General features: G+C 60.0%; 15 protein-coding genes. 2 read left to right on the top strand and 13 right to left on the bottom strand.

Going from position 1 to position 22,343, the window contains the following annotated elements:
• The 13 genes from BHV64_RS06840 to BHV64_RS06780 all read right to left on the bottom strand — a co-directional run bounded on the left by BHV64_RS06840 (position 1) and on the right by BHV64_RS06780 (position 19,930).
• Positions 1-1,800: an FAD-dependent oxidoreductase gene (locus tag BHV64_RS06840; RefSeq protein ID WP_217727756.1), complete on the bottom strand. Its 1,800-nt coding sequence runs from the start codon at positions 1,798-1,800 to the stop codon at positions 1-3.
• Positions 1,797-3,806, bottom strand: a complete 2,010-nt coding sequence (locus BHV64_RS06835) for a glycoside hydrolase family 97 protein (RefSeq protein WP_015547677.1) — start codon at positions 3,804-3,806, stop codon at positions 1,797-1,799. Before BHV64_RS06835 ends, BHV64_RS06840 begins: the two co-directional genes overlap by 4 nt.
• A 7-nt stretch (positions 3,807-3,813) precedes the next feature.
• Entirely contained in the window at positions 3,814-5,289 is a 1,476-nt protein-coding gene (locus BHV64_RS06830) for a calcineurin-like phosphoesterase C-terminal domain-containing protein (RefSeq protein ID WP_015547678.1), read from the bottom strand.
• Positions 5,286-7,253: a glycoside hydrolase family 97 protein gene (locus BHV64_RS06825; protein ID WP_288115676.1), complete on the bottom strand. Its 1,968-nt coding sequence runs from the start codon at positions 7,251-7,253 to the stop codon at positions 5,286-5,288. Before BHV64_RS06825 ends, BHV64_RS06830 begins: the two co-directional genes overlap by 4 nt.
• 16 nt (positions 7,254-7,269) lie before the next feature.
• A complete protein-coding gene (locus tag BHV64_RS06820; RefSeq protein ID WP_195498098.1) occupies positions 7,270-8,607 on the bottom strand; it encodes a family 10 glycosylhydrolase in 1,338 nt (445 codons plus the stop codon).
• 4 nt (positions 8,608-8,611) lie between these two features.
• The gene (locus tag BHV64_RS06815) at positions 8,612-9,784 is read right to left on the bottom strand and encodes an alpha amylase family protein (protein WP_288115675.1); all 1,173 of its coding nucleotides are present in this window, start codon (positions 9,782-9,784) and stop codon (positions 8,612-8,614) included.
• A 221-nt stretch (positions 9,785-10,005) separates the two neighbouring features.
• Positions 10,006-11,364, bottom strand: coding sequence for a DUF5018 domain-containing protein (locus BHV64_RS06810; RefSeq protein ID WP_019149383.1), 1,359 nt, complete (start codon positions 11,362-11,364; stop codon positions 10,006-10,008).
• Between the two features lie 43 nt (positions 11,365-11,407).
• On the bottom strand, positions 11,408-11,791 hold the full coding sequence (locus tag BHV64_RS06805; RefSeq protein ID WP_227901029.1) for a hypothetical protein: 384 nt from the start codon (positions 11,789-11,791) through the stop codon (positions 11,408-11,410).
• 26 nt (positions 11,792-11,817) lie between these two features.
• Positions 11,818-13,473: a RagB/SusD family nutrient uptake outer membrane protein gene (locus tag BHV64_RS06800; protein ID WP_015547683.1), complete on the bottom strand. Its 1,656-nt coding sequence runs from the start codon at positions 13,471-13,473 to the stop codon at positions 11,818-11,820.
• Positions 13,474-13,493: 20 nt separating this feature from the next.
• Positions 13,494-16,625, bottom strand: a complete 3,132-nt coding sequence (locus tag BHV64_RS06795; RefSeq protein ID WP_022062351.1) for a SusC/RagA family TonB-linked outer membrane protein — start codon at positions 16,623-16,625, stop codon at positions 13,494-13,496.
• A 116-nt stretch (positions 16,626-16,741) separates the two neighbouring features.
• Positions 16,742-17,908 (bottom strand): AGE family epimerase/isomerase, encoded by a 1,167-nt coding sequence (locus BHV64_RS06790; RefSeq protein ID WP_217727754.1) that lies wholly within the window; start codon positions 17,906-17,908, stop codon positions 16,742-16,744.
• A 10-nt stretch (positions 17,909-17,918) separates the two neighbouring features.
• On the bottom strand, positions 17,919-18,995 hold the full coding sequence (locus BHV64_RS06785) for a DUF4434 domain-containing protein (protein ID WP_217727753.1): 1,077 nt from the start codon (positions 18,993-18,995) through the stop codon (positions 17,919-17,921).
• Positions 18,992-19,930, bottom strand: a complete 939-nt coding sequence (locus BHV64_RS06780) for a DUF4434 domain-containing protein (RefSeq protein ID WP_015547686.1) — start codon at positions 19,928-19,930, stop codon at positions 18,992-18,994. Before BHV64_RS06780 ends, BHV64_RS06785 begins: the two co-directional genes overlap by 4 nt.
• A gap of 325 nt (positions 19,931-20,255) precedes the next feature.
• Here BHV64_RS06780 and BHV64_RS06775 point away from each other — a divergent pair, with 325 nt between their 5' ends.
• Both BHV64_RS06775 and BHV64_RS06770 read left to right on the top strand, forming a co-directional pair.
• Positions 20,256-21,461, top strand: coding sequence for an ROK family transcriptional regulator (locus BHV64_RS06775; RefSeq protein WP_288115674.1), 1,206 nt, complete (start codon positions 20,256-20,258; stop codon positions 21,459-21,461).
• A 344-nt stretch (positions 21,462-21,805) separates the two neighbouring features.
• On the top strand, positions 21,806-22,343 hold a 538-nt coding region (locus tag BHV64_RS06770), incomplete at its 3' end, for a hypothetical protein (protein ID WP_288115673.1).

Genomic DNA, 22,343 nt, shown 5'->3' with positions numbered 1-22,343 from the left:
TTAGCGGTATTCTCCGTGAAGATCGACCGGGCGGGCGAAGGGATCGAGACACTCCTCGAGAAGCAACGCCAGTTTCCGGCGCGTGAGGGGCCTATCCGCATCCGCGGGGCGGATCCGCGGGGCTTTGCCGCCCGCCTCGGCGATGAGCTTCGCGGCGCGTGCGGCGGTGAGGGCGGTCGTGTCGGTCCGGACGGGGATTCGAGGGGCGAAGTCGTGCAGTCCGCGGGTGAATTCCCCGACCGGGATCGTCCGCTCGGGGTAGAACCACGAACGGTTCGCCCAGTGGAACGGCTCGCCCGTCATGCGCAGGATGCCCGTCGCGGCGATGCGCTGCAGGGTCGCGAAGTCGGGATCGTCGGGCTTTACGTCGTAGAGCGGCGCGATGTAGGCTTTCTGGGCCAGCAGGGCCTCCTGCACCTCGCGCACGGGAACCTCCCGCGGCGGGCAGCGGCGTTCGGCGGCCAGCGCCGCGAGGGTTCCCGCGGCCTGTCCGGTAAGCATCACGACCGGTTGCAGGCGCGTCGAGCCGTTGACGAGGTTCGAGACGGAAATGGCTTTGTCCGAGACGATGAAGTTCTCGGTCCGGTCGGGAATCAGCGCCCCCAGCGGCACGCTGAACGACGGCACGGGCGGGAAGAGGATCTTCGGCAGATCGGTCCGGCAGTTGCGGTGGTGGTCGACGGGGTAGTCGCCGACGGAGATGCCCGTGCGGTAGAGCGGCCTCGCGTAACGATCGGTCACGTCGTCGAGCGTCATGCGCACCACGCCGTCCATGCGCCGCCCCTCGCGGTGGTAGGGCAGGTAGGCCAGCCCGTCCGGCGTGTCGAATTCGTCGTCAGCGATGCCGAGGCGGCGGTATCCCAGCTCGTGCTGGATGTGGTAGACGAAGCGCAGGGTCTTCTGCCGCGCCGCTTCGAGGGCCGCTGTGCGCTCGGCATGGGGAAGTTCCACCACGTCGAGGTTGATGTCGTTGCCCTCCTTGGGCCAGTTGATCATGTATTTGCCTCCCGGCATACGGCCGTATTCGAGCATCCGGTCGGCGCTGTGCACCCCTTCCGACGAGAGGTCGTAACACCCGGCGAACTCCGCGGGGTCGTAGCCCGCAGGCCGCTCGATGGTTCGGTCCGCGCCGGGCCCGTAGTCCTTGAGGATGGCCACCACCGTGAGGTCCTGCACCGCGTCGTTGGCCTCGGCCGGAGCCAGCTCTTCGCCCGTGTCGGCGCGGGCGTCCATGCCAAGACGGTATGAGGTGCCGCTCAACGGCAGCGCGTCGCCCAGATCGGTGGCGTCGACGGTGATGCGGGCCCGCACCAGCATGCGGCCTCCGCGCGCGTCGGTGAACTCGGCGCCCGTGACCCGCTTTCCGCGGCGCAGGATGCCCGTCAGGCGGTAGCCGTGCACCACCTCGAGCGTCGGCTCGGCCGCGGCCATCGTGTGAAAGATGCTGTCGGCCACGTGCGGTTCGAACAGGGTGGTGCTCACCCAGCCCGTCCACAGCGCGCCGATACCGCCGTAACGCTTCCGCAGGTGGTCGCGGAACTCGTTCCACAGACCCGACGGCAGGTTGAAATTGCCGTCCGTGGCGCATACGCCCTGGGCCGTGAGCATGCCTCCCAGCATGGGAGTCTCCTCGACGACGAGCGTCTGCACGCCCTGCCGCGCCGCGGCGATGGCGGCCGTCGTGCCGGAGGTCGTGCCGCCGATGACGAGCACGTCGGCCCGGCGGCGGATGGTGTTTTCACAGGTGCAGCCCGCGGCGAACGTCAGACACAGCAGGGCCGGAATCAGGATTTTTTTCATCGGATCGGTGTTTTTTCAGGTGCGGCGAACCTAACGGCGCATCCGCCGCCCGAAGCCATGCTCACGGTCAGCGTATCGGCGGCCGTTACGGGACGCTCTTCGTAGTCAACGGCATAGGGATTGGTTTTCCAGTCGGCGCCCTCGCCGTCGGCGTAAATCTGCGCCGTGTAGGTCACCCCGGGCGCGAGGAACGTGAGGGGCACGCCGACCGTGCGGGGCTCCTCGTCGGTGACGGCGCCGAGGTACCAGTCCTCCGAGCTGCGGTCCTGCCGCACGAATACGGCATAGTCGCCGATCACGGCCGCGGGCACGAGCGTCCGCTCCCAGTCGGTGGGTACGTCGCGGATGAAGTCGAAGGCCTTGTGTCCGCGGTAGTTTTCGGGCAGGTCCGAGGCCATCTGGAGCGGGCTGTAAATCACCACGTAGTGCGCCAGCTCGCGCGCGATGGTCGACTGCACCCGCGCGAAGGGCGAGACGGGGTTGTCGAAACGGAACGTCCCGAACGTGTAGTCCATCGGCCCGGCCAGTCCGCGCAGGAACGGCACCACGGTGGTGTGCTCGGGCGGATTTCCGCCGTCGGGCGACCAGGCGTTGTACTCCTGACCGCGGACGCCCTCCTGCGTCATCAGGTTGGGCCACGTGCGTTCTATCCCCGTGGGCATGACCGGTTCGTGGTTGTCGATCATCATGCCGCAGCGGGCTGCCGTCTCGATCACGCGGCGGTAGTGCCGCACGCCGTACTGGCTGTCGTGCAGCTCCTTTCCGTCCATCAGCACATTGACGTAGCCCGTTTTGACGTAATCGACGCCGTGATTTTTATAGAACGCGAAAGCCTCCTCCAGCTGGGCCTCGTAATTCTTCGTATCGGCCCCCGTTTCGTGGTGGCCGATCAGTTCCACGCCCTTTTGGGCGGCGTAGCCGGCAACGGCTTCGATGTCGAAGTCCGGATAGGGCTCCGTGAAGCGGATCCGGTCCGTGTTTTTGGTCCACTCGCCGTCCCAGCCGACGTTCCACCCCTCGACCAGCACGCCCTCGATGCCGTGTTCCGCGGCGAAGTCGATGTAACGTTTCGCGTTTTCGGTCGTGGCGCCGTGGCGGGGTCCCTGCGCCCAGGTCTCCTGAAAGAGATGCATCGACCACCAGATGCCGACATATTTGGCGGGGCGGATCCACGAGGTGTCCTCGATGCGGCACGGCTCGTTGAGGTTGAGCATGAGCCGCGAAGTTACCAGACCGCCCGGCGTGTCGGCGACGATCATCGTGCGCCACGGCGTGCGGAAAGGCGTCCGTGCGTAGACCTTCACCCCCGTGGACCACGGGGTGAGGTGGCAGCGCAGGGTGGTTCCGTCGGGGTAGAGGCTCATTTTGGCGTAGTCCGTCAGATCGGCCTCGTGCAGGGCGAGATACCCTCCGCCGGCGCATTCCAGCGTGAGCGGCGTGTTGACCGTGTCCATCCGCGAGATGGGGGTGTGGCGGGCGAGGCTCTCGTAGTAGGGTTCGCGCGCGGGCATCCACCAGGCGTTGTGGTCGGACGGAAAGCGGTATTCGGTCAGCTCGTCCGTGATCGCGAACTCGCCCAGATGGGGCTGTTCGGGAAATTCGAAGCGGAAGCCATAGCCGTCGTCGAACAGGCGGAACACCACGTCGAAGCGGCGGCGGGGTGCGTCGCTTTCGCGCACGCTGACCCTCAGTTCGTTGTAATGGCTGCGCACGGTGCGCTGTTCGCCCCAGACGGTCTCCCACGTCTCGTCACGGCTGTCGCGCGACGTGCCCGTGATTTCGAGCCCTTCGCGCAGCGCCGGGGCATCGAGCAGTTCGAATCCCAGCGTCGAGAAATCCAAAAGGGGCGCGCTGCGGCGCGTCACGGAGTAGCCGATGCGGCCGCCGCGTTCGGCCACCTCGAGACAAAGCGTGCCGTCGGGCGAGCAGACGCGGCCTGAGCTGCCGCAGGCGGTGCAGAGGAGTGCGGCGAGCGCCGCGAAGAGGATCGAAAGAGGTTTTTTCATCGTGCTGTCATGGTTTTTTCGGTGTCGAATAGCCCGTGCCGCTCTCCCAGACCGAGAGCCGGCCGAATCGGTCGCGGACTTCGACGCGGATATGCGCATCGGGCGACGCGGGCAGGGCGTGGAAGAGGTGTTCGGTGCGGTCCGCGCCGATGTTTTTGTGCTTGAAATGCTCGCTGTAACGCGCCACGTAGTCGTAGATCGACGCGTCGTACCCCGTGTAACGGGTCATCGGTCCGCGCGGCTCGCCGTTCTCGTACCAGACGACCTGCCAGGCGGGGTCCCAGTTCCAGACGTTGACCGTCACGGCGTCGGGGCGGCGGCGGTCCTCGCCGACGCCGTAGGCCGTGAACTGCCGGCTGCGGGGGTGGTCCGCGGCCTTGTAGTACCACGTGAGGCCGTCGCCGTCGAACTCGTAGACCCCGTACCCGGCCGGAATGCCGTCCATGCTCCACGGGGCCTGCCAGAAAAGGGTGCTCAGCGGAGCGTGGACGTGCTCGAAGAGGTGCGGCTCGGGGGTGTAGTTTTCGTTGTAATGTTCGTGCGCGGAGAGGATATGGGCGTTGTAGGGTTCGAGCATCCGGTAGAGCGCCCGGCGGTTGTTGAGCACCTTGTGCGACTCCTCGCGGCTCCATTCACCGCTCCGCGCCGCGCGCGACCAGGTCGGGATGTGCAGGCAGACGACCACCGTGCGGCCCGCCGGGACGGTGGCGAGGTCCTGCTCCAGCCAGCGGAGCTGCCGCTCGTCGAGATACCCCACATAGAGGTAGCTGCGGCCGATGTAGAAGCAGTCGTCGAGCACCACGTAGTGCACGCGGCCGCGGTCGAAAGCGTAGTAGGTCGGGCCGAAGTGCTCCTTGAACGAGCGTTTCGCCCGGTCGCTCGTCCGCACGCCGAGGTCCATGTCGTGGTTGCCCGCGACGTAGAAGAACGCGACCCCGCTCGCGGCGAGGGCCTCGCTAACCGGTTCGAAAAGCGGGGGCCTGCGGTCGATGTCGCCGATGATGTCGCCGCAGACCACCCCCAGCGTCGGCACTCCGTCGGCGGCCGTCAGCCGCATGTCGTCCGCGGCCCGGCGCACGCTGTCCAGCTCGCACTCGAAGTAGACCTGCGGATCGGCGACCGCCAGCAGGCGGTGGCGCGTCATGTCCTGCACCGCGGGCTCCAGCGCGAAATCGTAGCGCCGTCTGCCGGGAGCGATGCGCCGGTAGATGCAGGGCGTGCCGTCGCGCAGGGGGATTTCGTACCCGTCGGGCAGCGTCAGGTAGACGAACTCCGCCTCCGTGTCCGACGGCAGGCGGTAGCGCCCTTTGGCGTCGGTGCGCACGATCGTGCGGCCGTCCGTGACGCAAACTCCCGTCACGCCCCTGCCGGAAGCCGTCACGCGGCCGCACAGATCGATCGTGCGCGTGGCCGCCCGCCCCGTGACGGAAAGAGACGAGGCGGCGAGCAGCGCCGCAAAGAGGATGAACGCGCTGGTTTTCATTTCACGGGTTCGAGAACGGCGGCCCAACCGCCTCCGGGGGCCATCCGCAGGGCGATCGCGTCGTCGCGCGTGACTTCACGGGTTTCGGTGCGGTAATCCCGCGCGATGCGGTCGGCATTCACCCCGTCGGCGAAGACCTTCATGCGGTAGCGGCCACCGTCGAGGAACTTCAGCGAGGCCTCCAGCGTGCGGGCCGTCCAGTCGGTGATGGCTCCGATGTACCACTTCTCACCGCTGCGGCGCGCCACGGCGGCGTACTCGCCCACCGAGGCGGCGAGCCCCACCGTTTCGTCCCACACGGTCGGCACGGCGGCGATGAAGGCAGTGAACTCCGCTTCGCGCAGGTAGTGCGACGGCGAGTCGCAGAGCATCTGAAGCGGACTTTCGAAGACGACGTACAGCGCCGCCTGATGGGCGCGCGTGCCCTGGCTCATCGGGTTGTCCCAGCTGATGGCGAAATCGGCCCGGGTGGCGTTGCGCGTGGCGCCGGGCGTGTAGTCCATCGGTCCGGCGACCATGCGCGTGAAGGGCAGCGTGCAGTCGTGGACGGGCGAAATATCGGTCGAGCATTTGTCGTGCTCCATGCCGTAAACTCCTTCGAACGAGAGGACGTTGGGGTATTTGCGCTGGAGCCCCGCGGGTTTGAACGACCCGTGGAAATCCACGATCAGACCGCGGTCGAACGCCGCGCGGGCGATCTCATCGTAAAATCGGACCATCTCCTGATCGGACCGCTGCATGAAGTCGATCTTGATGCCCTTCACGCCCCAGTCGCGGTAGGTGTCCAGGATGCCTTCCAGGTCCTTCTTCATGGGGTTCCAGAGCGTCCAGAGCACCACGCCGACGCCCTTTTCGCGGCCGTGGCGGATCAGCTCCCCGAGGTCGATCTCCCGGCGCGGCTCCTTGATATTGAGCGTGCTCACGGACCACCCTTCGTCCAGCAGGATGTAGTCGATGCCGTATTTGGCCGCGAAATCGATGTAATACTTGTAGGTCGCGGTGTTGCCCCCCGAGCGGAAATCGACCCCGTAGATATTGAGCGAATGCCACCACTCCCACGAAATCTTGCCCGGCCGCACCCACGAGGCGTCGCCTTCGACGGGTTTCGACGCGAGCTGGTAGGCGAGGTTGTTCTCCAGCAGCGCGCGGTCGTCGGGGTCGATGGTCACCACGCGCCACGGAAACGTGCGCGTGCCTCGGGTCCGGGCGATGTAGGGCGCTTTTTTCACCAGCTCCTCGTTGCGGTCCGAACCCTCCCTGAGCCGGGCTTCGAGCACCACGGGCGGGAACTGCGCGCGGAGGCTGTGTCCCTCGCCGCCGAACAGGAACAGGCAGGGATAGTCCTCCAGATCGGTTTCCGTCACGACCATGCGCGTGCCGCGCGGCGAGGAGAACCACACGGGCAGGTAGGCGTACCGCTTTGCGTCGAGCTCCGAGAGGTGCTTGCGGTCGAAGAACGCTTCGCAGTGGGAGATGAAATCGGGGTTCTCCTCGCGGGGCCAGAGGGTCTCGAAATCGGCGGCGAAATTCAGCTCGGCGGTCTCCGACTCGATGTCGACGGTCCCCTTTCGCGCCGTTTCAAAACGGTAGACCGCGCCGTTGTCGTAGACCCGGAAGCGGACGGCCCAGCCGCCGCGGAACGTAAGCAGAAGCTCTTCGCAGCGATCGTGCAGCGTGCGGAACTTGGTCGGAACGGGCGCCGTGCTGCGCTCGTCGATGCGCCGCCGTTCGGCCCGCCGCACGACGGGCGCCGCGCCGAACGGCTCGGCCCCGGCGATCTTCATGCCGATGCGGCTTGCGTCGAGCAGCCGTTCGCCCTCGCGCGTGACGCTCCAGCGCAGTTCGGGCGCGGTCGATACCGTCACCGTGATTTTTCCGTCGGGAGATATCGCCGTGTACTCTTCGGCCCGGAGCCCCGAAGCCCCGGCCAGCACGGCTGCGGCGATAAGAAGGAGTTTTTTCATGGTGCAACTGTTTTACTTATTCGGTTGCCGCCTCCGCTTCGTAACGGTCGATGCCCCGCTTGATGGCGGCCCACATATCGTTGTTGATGACATGAACGATGTCGAAGACCATCAGCCCGGCCGTGCGTTTGAGGCAGTAATAGCAGGCTTCCTCGATGTCGAATGTCTTCTGCGAGCAATCCACCGTCGCGTAATAGGTACAGGCGTTGAGCAGGAAGCGCTCGGCACGGTTGATACCGTATTCGATCGACTCGCCGTCGTCGGGTCCGTACACGCGGGGCAGGTAGGTCCCCAGCAGGAACGTGTCGAGCTGATCGGCGAAACCGGTCTGGTGGTAATTGATCGAACACCAAGAGTTGAACGACCACGCATCCTGATCCGTTAGCGGACGGAACGCCTTGCTGGCCCAGTTCTGTCCGTTGGCATAGAGTGCGCCCCACCACGAAGCGGCCCAATATTCCAATTTTACGTCCGGTTTGATTGCCTTGATCTCCTTGCGAACGCGGGCTACGAAGTCGTGGATTATCATCGAGCGGAACTCCCACCACTCTTTGTAGTATTTGCCGGGGACTCTTTCGCCGGAAGCGTTGTAGGTGAAGACATCGCCCGGCCACGTCTCGACGAGTCCGCCAATGTACTTTTCGAACGCCTCTTTGGATGCTTCCGAGAAATCGCTCTGATAGTCCGGAAAACGGCAGTAGTCGAGCGCGTAGGCATCGAAATCGTAGTTGGTGACTATTTCACGAATGAAACGCAGGGCGAACTCCTGAACTTCGGGCAGGACGGGATTGAGGAACGCTGCGACCTTCGTGGGGTCGTCCTTGATGTCGACCATGCCCTCGGGCTTGTATTGCATGCAGGTTTTCCCCTTCCATGTCGTGCCCCGGTAGGCGGGTCCCTGTCTGGTGCTGGGCATGCCCATGGGGAATACGGTGGTCGAGACGGTCACTTTCAGGTTCCGTTTATGTGCCTCGTCGAGGAAAAACTGGAGGTAGTCCCAACCTCTGTCGGCAACGTTAACTGAACCGATAGTCGTCGCTTGGGTCATGAACTCGCTTTTGTAGAGTACGTCCCCCTCGACGGGCTTCACATCCACGACGATCTTGTTGAATCCCGCTTCCTGTGTTTTGTCGAGCATGGCGATGATACCGGCCTGTGTCGAGAATCGCTGGAAGTTGGCCTCGGCATCGAACCAGAGCATTTTTTCCTTTCCCTCTGAGGGTTCCGGTTTCGGATCGGGGTTCGGCCCGGGTTGCGGCTTGTCGAGTTCCGGAGGGGTTTTATGCGATTCCGTGCAGGCGGACGGAATCGCCGCCATCAGCAGGACACAAAGTATCAGGATGGATTTTTTCATCTTGTCATTTTTGAGTTTTCTGTTCTTTTTCAGCCCGGTCGATACCACGTTTGATGTCATCCCATAGATCGTTTTCGATGACCTGAATGATGTCGAAGACCATCACTCCGTCCGTGCGCGAAAGACACAGGTATACGGCGTCTTCGAACTGATCGACATGGTTCTGGGCGTAGAGCGAACCGTAGACCGCACAGTCGCCGTCGACATCCTTCAGCGAGCGGGCGAGACCGTATTCGATCGATTCGGGGTCATCCATGCCCCATACCTTTTCGAAGTAGGTTCCCGTGATGAAGACATCGAGCAGATCGGCGAATCCGGTGCGGTTGTAGGTCGGCGTGGCCCAATCGTCGAGATAGGCTTCGTGGAAGCGCGAACGCGGGCTGGCCCAGTTCTGGCCCTGTGTGTAGATGGCGTGCAGCCACGAGGCGGCCCAATACTCCAGTTTCACGCCGGGCTGGGTCCGTTCGATAAGCGTGCGCACTTCGGCGATGAAGTCGCGGATGACGCCCGAGCGGAACTCCCACCACTGTTTATAGTAGGGGCCAGCCACGCGGGCTCCGTTGGCGTCGTAGGTGAATATATCCTCCGGGAAACGGTCGATGCCGTGTCCGAGGTAGGTTTCGAACGCTTCGCGCGAAGCGGGCGAGAAATCGCTCTCAGCATCGGGGAAGCGGCAATAGTCGAGGGCATAGCCGTCGAACTTGTATTTTGTGAGCAGTTCGTGTGCGAAACGCAGCACGTACTCCTGATTTTCGGGCAGTACGGGATTGAGGAACGCCGCGACTTTCGTCGGGTCGTCCTTGATGTCTTTCCTCCCTTCGGGCGTGTATTCGACACAGGTTCGGCCCGCCAGTTCCGGGTCGGAGTAGGCCGCTCCCTGGCGGAACGTGGTGAATCCCGCAGGGAAAATCATCGTCGAGACGGTCACTTTTAGTTCCCTTTTACGCGCTTCGTCGAGGAAGCATTGCAGGTAGTCCCAATCGCGGCGGACGGTGTCCGGACCAACGACGGTGAGCGGTTCCAGCATATCGCTTTCGTAGAGCACGGTGCCCGAAATGGGGCGCACGTCCACGACGATGTGGTTGAATCCGCACTCGACGGTGCGGTCCAAATAGTAGCGGATCGAATCCTGCGAAGCGAAGCGCTTGAAATTGGCCTCTGCGTCGAACCAGAGCATTTTGGGTTTTCCACCGTCGGCGGCGCGAAGCGTCCGGGCGGAGTTTCCGCCACAGGATATCGATGTCGCTGCAACGAAGAGGATGACTGTAAAAAAGGTGCTTATTTTCATGGGTCGTGTTAAAAGAACCACATTCCTCCGGCCCGAGAACGGGCCCGGACCGGGAAGAATGCGGATTGATACGGTTTCGTCAAGACCTGTCGTGACAGGTGTAAGGTTTGTTAATCGTAAGTGATCTCCAGTTTCCAGCTCTTGACTGCGTGCCCGGGAACCAGTACGTATACGTAACCGCAGTTTTCCTTTTCGTTATACACGAATGTTCCGACGGGGCAGTAGGGGTTGGCGTCCGAGATCGCGTAATTGAGCGTCGCCTCGGCGGGGTTGAGCAGGAATTCGCCGTTCGAGTCCACGATCGAGACGTAGGTGCAGGGCCAGCCGGTGGTGAAGACGGCGGCATAAGCCTTTTCGTTGAACATGAAAGCGCGGATCGAACCTTTGGTGTAGTTACCCCAGTTGTTCGGACCGTTGGGCGCTGCTCCCGGAATCTGCTTCAGATTGAGCGAGGATGTGCCGTCCCAGCCTTCCCAGGTCAATACGTTGTGACCGCCGGCCACGGCATCCCACATGAACCAGGTGCCCGAAACCTCTCCCGAGCAGGCCGAAACCATCTGGCTCCACGAGCCGTCGTTCGAGGGCTGTCCGGTAAGCAGGTTGTAGTAGTCGCCACGCACGCCGTCGGCGAAACCCCAGCAGAAACTCGGGCCAGTGGCTACGCGTGCGCCCAATGCCGTAATGAGCGCTTTGCCTTCGACGAGGTTGCCGCCCACGGAGAGGAACGCTGCGATGGCGCTGTCCGACGGACCGAGGATCGTTTCGGCGGGCTGGTCGCATCCGTTCTTCCAGCAGGCGTACGTAACAGGAGCCGATCCACTCGTGCCGTCAGCGGTCAGTGAAGCGATCAGATGTCCTGCCTCGTCGTTAGCCAGCGAGGTGACCTGCAATCCGTCGTAACCGGTCATGTTCAGATTGCCTGCGGCAGCGAGCGTTTTGCCGTCGAATACCTTGGTGCCGATGACGATCTTGTCGCCGCTGACGCCGATTTGCAGGTATTTCGTGTGATCGGTGATGTCCATCTGAGTGGCCGTTTTCTCTGCCAGAGCACCGATCTTGGTATAGGAAACGACAACTTTTTCAACGGGCTTTGTTGTATAAATGCGGGTGGTCTTGCCGTCGGCTCCCGTCACCGTGAATGAAATCGGCTGCGTATAGTCGGCCGCCACGGAGGGATCGGGCGTGATGGTTGCGCCTTCGGAGAGTTTCACCGTGGCGGTGGCCGTCTTCATGGCTTCCAGCTGCGGCGTGGTATAGGCAAGGTCGATCGATTTGTCGTAGTCGTAGACATCGCCTGAAAGCGTTTCCCCTTCGGGGAGATTCAGAACGAAAGATTCGATACGGCATTTTTCGCCGCGGTCGATCTGCGGGCCGGGTTTGCTGATTTCCGGATCGTCGTCCGTACAGGCTGCAAACGACAGCGCGAGACCTGCCAGGGTGGCGTAAGCGAACAAATTGAACTTTTTCATATTGGTCGAGTTAATTTTAGACTTATTCATTCGTTGTAATTCGTTATCTGCGCGTGTAGAAAGCCCACAGCGTATAGGTTCGCGATCCATTGTCGCCTGCCCGAACCTTGATCTCCATCGGATCGGAGAGGTCTTTCAATCCCGACAGTGACGGATAGATATAGGTGTCATAAGCCACGTTTGCGCGTACCATCAGCTTTTTCACGTCGTATTTTTCACGAAGTTGTTTGGGAATGGGGAAGAAAATCTCGCCCGTCGTTTCGTCGATGATTCCTGCGATACCGGCTCCGCCTTCGGCGGGCTGGATTTCGATGGAATTAATCGTACTGTCCGTGTGGATGAATTCGTCTTCCGCTTCGGCGCATGATGTCGCAAGCGATGCGAATGCCGCTACGGCCAGTACTGCAAGATATTTACGGAGTTTCATAGTCGTTCTGTTTTTGCGGTTAATCATTAGATCCATCCGTCGTTGTTCGTACAGAGCGAATTGTTCGAACGCTCCGAAAGCGGAATGGCGAATCGGTAATAACGGTCGTAGAAGATGCGCTTGTGTCCGCCGTCGGCATCGACCTGCTCGTAGGTAAATGAACCGTCGGACTGTTTGGAGATCTTAACGCCGTGCACGTTCTGCCCGTCGATGACTTTTTCGGCCAGCCGCCAGCGGCGCAGGTCCCAGTAGCGGAAACCTTCGCCGGCCAACTCCACCTTGCGTTCGTGACGCACGTATTCCAGGAAGGTCTCCTTGTCGGCGGTGGCACGCGCGGGCAGTCCGACGCGGGCGCGGACATCGTTGAGCGCCTGCAGCGCTTCGGCGCTGTTCTTGTTCCAGTTCTCCATGGCAAGTGCCTCAGCCTTGTTCAGGAGGACCTCGGCATAGCGCAGTACGATCCAGTCCTGTCCCGAGCCGCTCGTGACCCACGTCTTGTCTCCGTCTATGAGGTATTTGCGCAGGTAATAACCCGTTACGGTCGTTCCGGCGGCTCCGGCGTTTTCATAGGCCTTGTATCCGTCCTTGCCGCCAACGAAGCTTTCGATCTTCCGCCCCATCCAATCGGCTCCGTTATAGAGAATCGTGGCGTAGAAGCGCGGTTCACGGTTCGCATAGGGATCCTTACCGTGTTTCTCCCAGGAGAAATTGCCGCCGTCGCCTGCCATTTCATAGCTGTCGACCAATTCGCTGGTGGGAACGAATCCCGAATAAACCTGCTTGCCTAACTCCTTTGTATCGCCCGAGGGCCGCACGTAGGCGTCGTAGGCATGGTCGATCACGCTGGATTTGAATTCTACGGCAAAGAGTACTTCGGGACTGTTGATGCCGAGTTCGAAGATTTTGGCATAGCCGTTCTTCGACAGGTCCAGATTACCCTCTGCCGTGGCGCAATCGCGTGCGGCCTGTGCGGCGACATCCCATTTTTCAGCGTAGAGCGCTACGCGGCTCAACAGACCGTATGCGGCTTTTTGAGTGGCGCGGCCCGAGTTGTCGCTGTCCCATTTCAAGGGCAGGTCGGGAGCCAGTTCCTTCAGTTCGTTAATGATGAAGCCCCAGCACTCTTCCTCCGTCGAACGGGCTTTGTCGTTCTGCTCAGGGCCGTCGACTTCGGTGCGAAGAATCACCCCGCCGTAAACCCGGCACAGCATGAAATAGGCGTAGGCACGGCAGAAACGCACTTCGGCGATACGAATCTTGAGCCAGTCCTCACCGAATTTGCGGCCGAATTCGGCCGCGTCGCGCAGGAATTCGTTTTCGCGGCGGATGCGGTCATAATGACTCGACCAGCACTCGAACGCACCGGCGGAGTTGCTGTTGAAAGCCGTTTCCTGGAGGAGCGTGGCGTTGAAGTTGTGGTTGTACTGATTCCAGGAGGTGCTTTTCAGGATGTCGGAATAGGCATCCGATAATCGGGGCGACGCATAGGCATCGCCGCCGCGCATCTCGGTGTTTGCCCCGAAGATGGAGTAGAGTCCGATGACGTATTTATCAGCCGTAGTGGTGGTGGACCAGACGGTCGCCGGCGAAAACCGGTCCGCCGGATTCAGGTCCAGCACGTCGGAACAGGAGGTGCCCAATACGACGGCCGCCAGACCGAGTATGAATATGATCTTTTTCATAGGTTCAGTTGCTTTAGCGGTTAGAAGGATAAATTGACTCCGATACTGTAGGTCCGCTGTTGCGGGTAGTAACCGTTGTTGACCGACGGCATTTCGGGGTCCACGTATTTGAATGCACTGAAAGTCAGCAGATTGGTTCCTGCCACGTAGATATTTACCCGGCCGATACCGGTATTTTTCAGAATGTGTTCGGGGAGCGAGTAGCCGATCTGGAGGTTCTTCAGACGAAGATATGCCCCGTTTTTCACCCACCAGGACGAAGGCCATGCGTTGTTGCCGTTGGCTACGGTGCTCAGACGCGGATAGTCGGCATTGCGGTTGTCTTCACGCCAGGCGCTCTCCACGAGATAATAGGGTGCGTTGCCGTTGCCGTAGAAAGGACGGGTGTACATCGTGTTGTCGAAAACGCCCGAATAGTATGCCGCGCTGAGCTGATAATCGCAGATGGCTACACCCTGCCAGAGGGCTGTAAGATAGAGGTTTTTCCATGCCACCTCCATATTGAGCGAGAAGTTCATCTCGGGGGTATAGCCGCGGCCGATTTTGATGAAGTCCTGCGACTGCTCGATCTTGCCGTCGCCGTTGACGTCGGCATACATCAGGTCACCCAGACGCTTCTCTCCCGAAGGAGCCGTCGGCGAATTGGCGATCTGCTCTTCGGTCTGATAGAGTCCGATCGCCTTGTACCCGTAGAGCGTACCCATCGGTTTGCCCAGGATGGCACGGTACATCGGATGGTTGTCGGAAATTTGTTTGGCGAGAACCCGGTTGCGGGCCCACGAGAGACTACCCGTCAGCGAATACCGCCAACCGCTGGCAAAGTGATTGTTGTGTTTTAGCACCAGCTCGAAGCCGCGGTTATCTACCTTGCCGGAGTTTTTGTATGACGGTACGTTGCCTCCCAGGGAGGGTGCGTAGGAACCGCCGACCTGTTCGAGGATATTGTCGGTAACCTTGTAGAACCAATCGAATTCGATGCCCAGTTTTCCGCCCCAAGCGTTCAGGTCCAGGCCCACGTTGAAACTGCGCGAACGCGACCAGGTAAGGTCCTTGTAGACATAGTTGCTGGTGTAATAGGTCGTCTGACCCTTGCCGCCTATGATATAGCTGTAGGAGGGTGCGGTCGATCTGTAGGATTGCACATAGAGATAAGGGCTCGTATCGTCCATACCCAGTTCGCCGTAAGAGGCGCGCAGCTTGAAGAAGTCGATTTTCGGGAGTGCCTGCTTGAAGAACTTCTCTTCGGACATGACCCAGCCGACGGCTGCGGACGGGAAGAATCCCCAGCGGTTTTCGGGGGCGAACTTGTAGGAACCGTCCGCGCGGAATGTAAATTCGACCAGATATTTCTTGTCAAATGCGTAGTTGAAACGGCCGGCGTAGCTGGCGATACTCGTTTCGCTGAACGAACCGGTTACGGGGGTTGTGATGCCTTCCCACGTGGTGCCGATCGAAAGATCGACCGGATAGGGGGCGAAATACCCCGCCTTATAGCCGGTCATTGTGTCCGAGTAGGTTTTTTTCTGCTCGTAGAAGAACAGGCCGCCTACGCTGTGACGCCCGAATTCGCGGTTGTAGGTCAGCGTCGGGCGAACGGTGAATCCGTCTCCGAACGACGACGATTTGTTGAAGCTGCTGTTGACATTGACTCCCGATGCATTCACGACTGTGGAATTCATCGTCGTGGGCGAGAATGACATCAGCTGGTACGATTGCAGCATATTGCGGTTGCCCGTATTCGAATAGTCGTATGCAACGTGTACGGCGGCCTTGAGTCCTTCAAGCGCCTTGATGCTGCCGAAATCGTATTCCAATTTGGCGTTTCCCTCGAACTGCCAGCGCTTCGTATCCTGAAAACCGCTCTTGTTGACCGCGGCAATGGGCTGCTGCGTGTATACGCCGCTCATATAACCTTGCGGCAGGTCATTATAGGTCGGAGCGATGATCGGCAACGAGAAGAGCGCCTGCGAGATGGGGTTGAACTCACCCTGCGTGCCAAGAGAGTATCCGGGTGCGTGGGTGTCTTCGCGGAATGCGGCGATATTGACGTTCAGATTGAAATTCTTGGCGATCTTCGTGTCGATGTTGGCGCGCACGTTGAAACGCTGGTAAGAGGTATTGGGCAGGATACCGTCCTGATTCATCATACCGATGCTCGTATAGTATTTTACGCGGTCGGTACCTCCCGTAGCGGAGATGTTGTGCTGGTGTGTGAAACCGTAGTTCTTGAAGAGCAGATCCATCCAGTCCGTTTCACCGTATATCCCTTTTTCCTTCATACCGGCGATCACCTCATCCGTCCACAGCGGATTCAATCCGTCCATCTCGCGAGCCTTGTTGTGCCAGCCGATGTAGTCCTGGGCGTTAAGCATCTCGGGCATGGCGACATTGGTGGTGAAAGTCGCCGAGCCGTCGTATGAAATGGTAGCAGCGCCCTTCGAGCCGGTTTTGGTGGTGATCAGAATAACGCCGTTGGCTCCGCGTACGCCGTAGATGGCCGAGGTGGCGGCATCCTTGAGGATGGAGATCGATTCGATGTCGTTGGGGTTGACCGTATTAATCATACGCTCCACCCCGTCGACGATGCAAAGCGGGCTGGAATTGTTGAACGAGGAGACACCACGGACGAAGATCGTGGTGCCGTCGCTGCCGGGCTGTCCCGAACGCTGAATACTCGTCACTCCCGGCAATTTGCCGGTCATCATGTTCGATACGTTGGTCATCGGGGCCTTCAGCAACTCCTTGCTGGAGACCTGGGACACGGAGCCTACGAGAAACTGTCGTTTCTGTGTGCCGTATCCCACTACGACCACTTCATCCACCAGCGTGGCGTCCTCTTCCAGTTGGACGTTCAGGGTTTTGCGGCCGCGGACGGCCACTTCTGCAGTTTTGTAACCGAGGAAACTGAAGACCAGCACATCGTCGGAGGACAAGACCTCGATAGCATACTGTCCCTGTGCATCGGTGGTAGTTCCCCGGGAGTTGTCACCTTTTACGATGACCGTAGCACCCGAAATTTCCCCCCCCCTTGCGTCGGTCACTCTTCCGGAGACTGAAAGTCCTTGCGCCTCAGCTACATTGGTGCCTGTGATCGCCATGGAGACCACGGCTAATACGCTGCTCAATAGGCAGCGAATGCCTGAAGGTTTCATTTTGTAAACGTTTCTCATAAAATTAGGGTTGCAATAGGTTTAGATTTTTGTGACGGGAGACGTGCTCCGCTCGAAATGGTTGATTAAGGCATTTTTCGCATAGTTTTATGTTTGGGTTATTGGCATTCGTCGAGTATTTTCCAGCACTGGTACAGACCGCGAGGTACATGGAAACAGCCTTTCCATTTGCCGCCCTTGAGCGGGAGCAGCACCTCGCCGCGGCGGTTCAGATAGCCGAACCATTCGGGGTATTCGGGGTCCTTGAAATGCGACCAGGTGTAGTCGTGCAGCCGGAGGAACCAGTCGAGACACGCCTGCGAACCGGTGAGGTGGTATCCCTTGATCATCGCGATCATCGCTTCGATATGCACCCACCACAGTTTCTGGTCCCATTCGAGCTGCTGCTGCGGGTGTCCGAGCCGGTCCATGAAATAGAACAGGCCGCCGTACTCCTTGTCCCAGCCATATTCAGCCGTGTCGAGCGCGATCTTTACGGCCTTGTCGATCAGCGCCCGGTCGTTGAGCCGCACGCCGAGGTTCATGATGAACCACATAGCTTCGAGCGTGTGGCCGGGATTGATCTGCCGGCCTTCGAACGAGTCGGAGAGCTCGCCGTCCGCTGCGACGTTCTCGACGATCAGCCCCAGCTCCCCGCGGTAGAAGACCTCCATGACCTGGTGGATGCAATCCCGGATCGTCGCGTCGAGCAGCGCGGGGTCGATCATCTGCTCCGCTTCGAGCGCCATGTTGCAGAGGATCATCGGCAGGGCGAAATCCTTCAGGTCGCGCGTGCCCGGGACGGTCTTGCACCACGGTCCCTTGGGGTTGTCGCGTTTTTCGAGAATCCGCGCGAAGGTGCGCTTGGCGATTTCGGCATATTGGTCGCTGCCCGTGGCGAGAGCCGCCTGCGCGAAGGCCATCGTGGCGAACGTGTAGGAAAAGATGTTGTAGGGAGCCACGAGCGGCCGGCCTTCGCGCGTGAGCGAGAAGTACCAGTTGTAATTGCCGTCGTGGCCGTGTTTACGGAGGAACTCCGCCCCCTGTACGGCGCATTCGAGCCATTTGGGACGCTTCTCGACCTGGTTGTAGAGCATCGAAAACAGCCACACCTGCCGTCCCTGCAGCCAGACGAATTTGTCGGTGTCGTAGACGTCGCCCCCGCGGTCGAGGCAGGTGAAGTAGCCGCCGTATCGTTCGTCCTGCGAGTGGGTGAGCCAGAACGGAACCACGTTTTCGAGCAGTTCGTCCCGGTTCAGACACGCCAGTTGTTTGAAATCGATCATGGGAGGTTCTTTATTTTTTGTGTTGGAGATAGTTCATGTATTCCATATAGCGGTTGTAGAGGTGTCCCGCTTGGGTGTAGGACGAATTGGGGCTCATGAAGTGCGAGAATTCGAACGTGATGACATTCTGCATCCCGGCGCGCCGTGCGGCGTCGAGCTTGAAGAGGAATTTCTCCCATTTGATCGGCAGGAAACGGATGGGCATGTCGCGGTCGAACGATTCGACGTTGGTCCAGCACTCCATGCCGTAGCGTTCGGCCAGCTCGCGGTTGACCACCAGGTAGTCGTAGAGTTCGTCGTAATCGACCTGTCCGTCCTGGAAAGCGAGGATGTCCACGGCTCCGGCGATGTCGCTCAGAATCGCGTCCCACTCGCGGCGGTGCTCCTCGACGGTGATCGCCTTGTCGCCGGCCATCACCTGATCGGTCTTGACGCCGTGGATGTAGGGCGAGATCATCGTCTTCAGCCCGCCCGATATCTCCTTGGCGTGCCGGCCCATCGCGGCGTATATCTTCGATACGTTGCGGGTGCGGCGGCTGATCTCCTGCGAGAGGTACCAGCCCCGGAACGATTTGTGGTGGCCGTATTTGGCCCACACCTCGTCGATGAGCTGCATGTTCAGTTCGATCTCCTTCTCATACTCTCCCACGTGCCAGTGGTAGCACGAGTCGTAGGTCCCGAACCAGAAATCCATTCCGTACTTGTCGGACAGCGCGAGGAACATCTCCACCAGATCCACGGGCGGATACTTGACCTTTCCGGTCCGGAGCAGGCAATCGAACGGCGCCGCGATCCAGCTGCCGAGCCCGGCGCGGATCAGCACGACGGTGTTGATTCCCATCTGCTTCATGGCCTTGAAGTCGGCGTCCCACTCCTTCACGCCCCAGTTCTGATGGGGAATGTCCCAGCTCACCTCGTCGAGGAACGTGGCGCGGATGGGGAGGGCTTCGAGGATCTTTTCGGTGCGGAAATCCGCATCCGTGAATTCGCACGTCTTCTTCGGACCTTTGCCGCGCGATGCGGCGGGCAGGCAGACAAGTATCGTCAGTGCGGCGCCGAGCAGGCCGCGGAACAGCGTTTTTTTCATTTCTTCGAAGTATTTAAGTATTCGAGGTATCGGTCGTAGAGGTGCCCCGCCTGCAGGTAGGCCGACTGCGGGGACATGAAATGCGAGAATTCGAAGGTGATGGCCTGATCGATACCCGCCTCCTCGGCCATCCGCAACTTCAGACGCAGCTTCTCCCACTTGATCGGCAGGAACTTGATCGGCATGTCGCGGTCGAAAGTCTCGGTGTTGGTCCAGCACTCCAGGCCGTAGCGGTCGGCCAGCCGCTTGTTGATGCGGAGGAATTCCGGAAGCTCGTCGTATTCGACGTGCCCGTCCTGAAAGGCCACGATGTCCACCGCGCCCTGAATCCCCCGGAAAATGGCGTCCCACTCCGCCTCGTGGCTCTCGGCCGTGACGCCGCCCGTGCGCGTGGTCCGGTCGGTGTACTGGCTGATGTTCTTGCTGCCGTCGATGTAGGGGGAAATCAGCGTCGGCAGTCCGCCCGAGACGGCTTTGCAGTGACGGCCCAGCCGGGCGTAGAGGTCGATGATTTTGCCCGTGTTGCGGCTGCACTCCTGCGAGATGTACCATCCGCCAAAAGCGGCGTGATGCCCGTAACGGGCCCACACCTCGTCGATCAGGCGGCAGTTGAGCTCCACCTCGTGCAGATAATCCCCGGATGCCCAGTATTTGCCCGAGTCGTAGAGCCCGAACCAGAATTTCATGCCCCACTTTTCGCTCAGGCGCAGGAACATCCCGACCAGGTCCGCGGGCGGTTCGTAACAGCGTTCCTCCGAGGTGAGCACCTGCGAGGAGAAGGTCTGCCAGCGGCGGTAGCCGCAGCGGATGAGTATCACGTGCTCGATACCGGCCCGGTGCATGTGTCCGAAATCGGCGTCCCACTCCTTTTCGCCCCAGTTCTGGTGGGGAATGTCGTGGCTGATTTCGTCCAGAAAGGTTCCTTTGATCTGCATGGCGGTTTGGTTATAATAAAGGTGGCGTTAAATCACGAGCAAATGTAATAATAAAAATTATTATCACAAGCGGTTTTGGTGGTAAAATTTATTAAACAGCGGTTTTGTCACAAATATGTTTATTTTACAGGTGGAGCTCGTTCGCAGGAAGGGCGGCGGCCGATCGGGGTACGATCGTAAAGTTTCTGCGAATGAACGGTCCGCATGGCGACATTCGTTATAAATTCGCGGCTCGGGGCGCATTTTCCGCAGAATGTTTGCCCGACTCGCTATTTATTTTTATCTTTACCCAATCGTAAAGACGTAAATCAAACACCCCGACGAAATGACCAATTCGTTCCTCAAACTGGCCACGGAAGGCAACAAGGCCGCTATTCTCAAACAGCAGATTATCTGTCAGTACATTCTCGGCGGCGATTCGAGCATCACCGATCTGAGCAAGGCCGTGAATCTGAGCGTGCCGACCGTGACCAAACTCATCGGGGAGCTGATCGACGAGGGCTTCGTGCACAATTTCGGCGAGCAGGGGACGGCCGGCGGACGACGGCCGAATATCTACGGCCTGAATCCCTATGCCGGGTATTTCGTCGGCGTCGATCTGCGCAAGGATTCGGTCATGATGGCCGCCATCAATTTCAAGGGACAGCTGATCGATGAAACGACGGTCGATTTTCTGATGGACAACGATCCCCGTTCGCTGGACCGTCTTTGCGACGTGATTCAGAATTTCATCCGTGCGCGCAAGATCGCCCGCGACAAGGTGCTGGCCGTCGGGGTGAATATTTCGGGCCGCGTCAATTCGCAGACCGGATACAGTTACAGCTATTTCTTCGTCGAGGAACAGCCGCTGACGATGCTGCTCGAAGAGCGTCTCGGCACGACGGTCTACATCGAGAACGACACCCGTGCCGCCACTTACGGCGAATATATGTACGGCGACGCCCACTCCGAGAAGACGATGCTCTACATTAACGCCAGCTGGGGACTGGGGTTGGGGATGATCATCGACGGCAAGATATTTTACGGCAAGTCGGGCTTTTCGGGCGAATTCGGCCATTTTCCGCTGCTCGACAACGAGATCATCTGCCGCTGCGGCAAACGCGGCTGTCTTGAGACGGGGGCTTCCGGTTCGGCCATGCACCGGATTTTTCTGGAGAAACTCAAGGAGGGACGCGTGTCGATGCTTTCCGAGAAATACAAAAAAGGCGAGGAGATCACGCTGAATGATATTCTGGCCGCGCTGCTGAAGGAGGATGTGCTGGCCATCGAGATTCTGGAGTCGGTGGGGCACACGCTCGGCAAGGCCATCGCGGGGCTTATCAACATGTTCAATCCGGAGGTGATCGTTATCGGCGGTACGCTTTCGGTGGCCAAGGAGTACCTGATGCTGCCCGTGCGCAACGCCATCAACAAATACTCGCTGATGCTGGTCAACAAGGATACGCAGATCAAGCTTTCGTCGCTCGGTGAGCGCGCCGGCGTGATGGGTGCCTGCCTGCTGGCCCGAAGCAAGTCGCTCGGCCTGTTCTGACGCCTCTGCTCGCTCTTGTGCGCGCCCCCGGAAACCCGCTGTTTCCGGGGGCGTGCGGCGTTATCCGCAGCGGCGCGGCGCCGGGCTGTGCCGCTCTGCGGCGGGAGAGGCGGGGCCGGCCGGAATCAGCCCCTTCCGGAAGGGGCGATTTCGGTATGCGAATTGCGCGGAGAGGGGGTTCGGAGCTTGAATTACAAGTGGTTCTGCGGTGCGTGTTTCTTCCTTTTGTTCTCTATTCTTGTCAAAAAAGGACAAATTGTCGCGGTGCGCCGCTGTTTGTATTATAAACTTTTATATATTTGTATCGCTAAAATGAAAAACAATAATTAAAACTAAATAACGCTATGGAAAACAAACTTCAACAGTTGACTCAGAAGCTCTACGACGAGGGGCTGGAGAAAGGACGCGCCGAAGCCGACCGTCTGGTCGCCGAGGCTAAGAAAGAGGCGGCGAAGATCGTCGCCGAAGCCCGTGCTCAGGCCGAGGATATCGTCAGGAAGGCGCAGGACAAGGCCGAGGACGTCGAAAAAAATACGATGACCGAAATCTCGCTCGCCGGCAAGCAGGCCGCCGCGAAGATCAAGTCGGAGATCGCCGCGATGATCGTTGCCAAGAGCACGGCCGCAGGCGTCAGGGAGGCCGTCATGGATCCCGCCTTCATCAAGGAGATGCTGTTGTCCGTGGCCAAGAACTGGAACGGCGCCGACGCCGGCAAGGTGGAGCTGAAGGCGCTGCTGCCCGAAGCCGACCGCGCCAAGCTCGACGAGGCGTTCGGCAAGAGCGCTCAGGAGCTGCTCTCCGCCGGTATCGAAGTGGGTTATTCCAAGGAGGTGAAGACGGGCTTCAAGGTCGGCGCCAAGGAGGGCGGTTACTACATCTCGT

Origin of the sequence: Alistipes sp. 56_sp_Nov_56_25 (genome assembly GCF_001915285.1) — a bacterium.
Lineage (GTDB): Bacteria > Bacteroidota > Bacteroidia > Bacteroidales > Rikenellaceae > Alistipes > Alistipes shahii.
The sequence above is the reverse complement of the archived record's forward strand: the minus strand, read 5'-3'. Positions and strand labels throughout refer to the sequence as shown.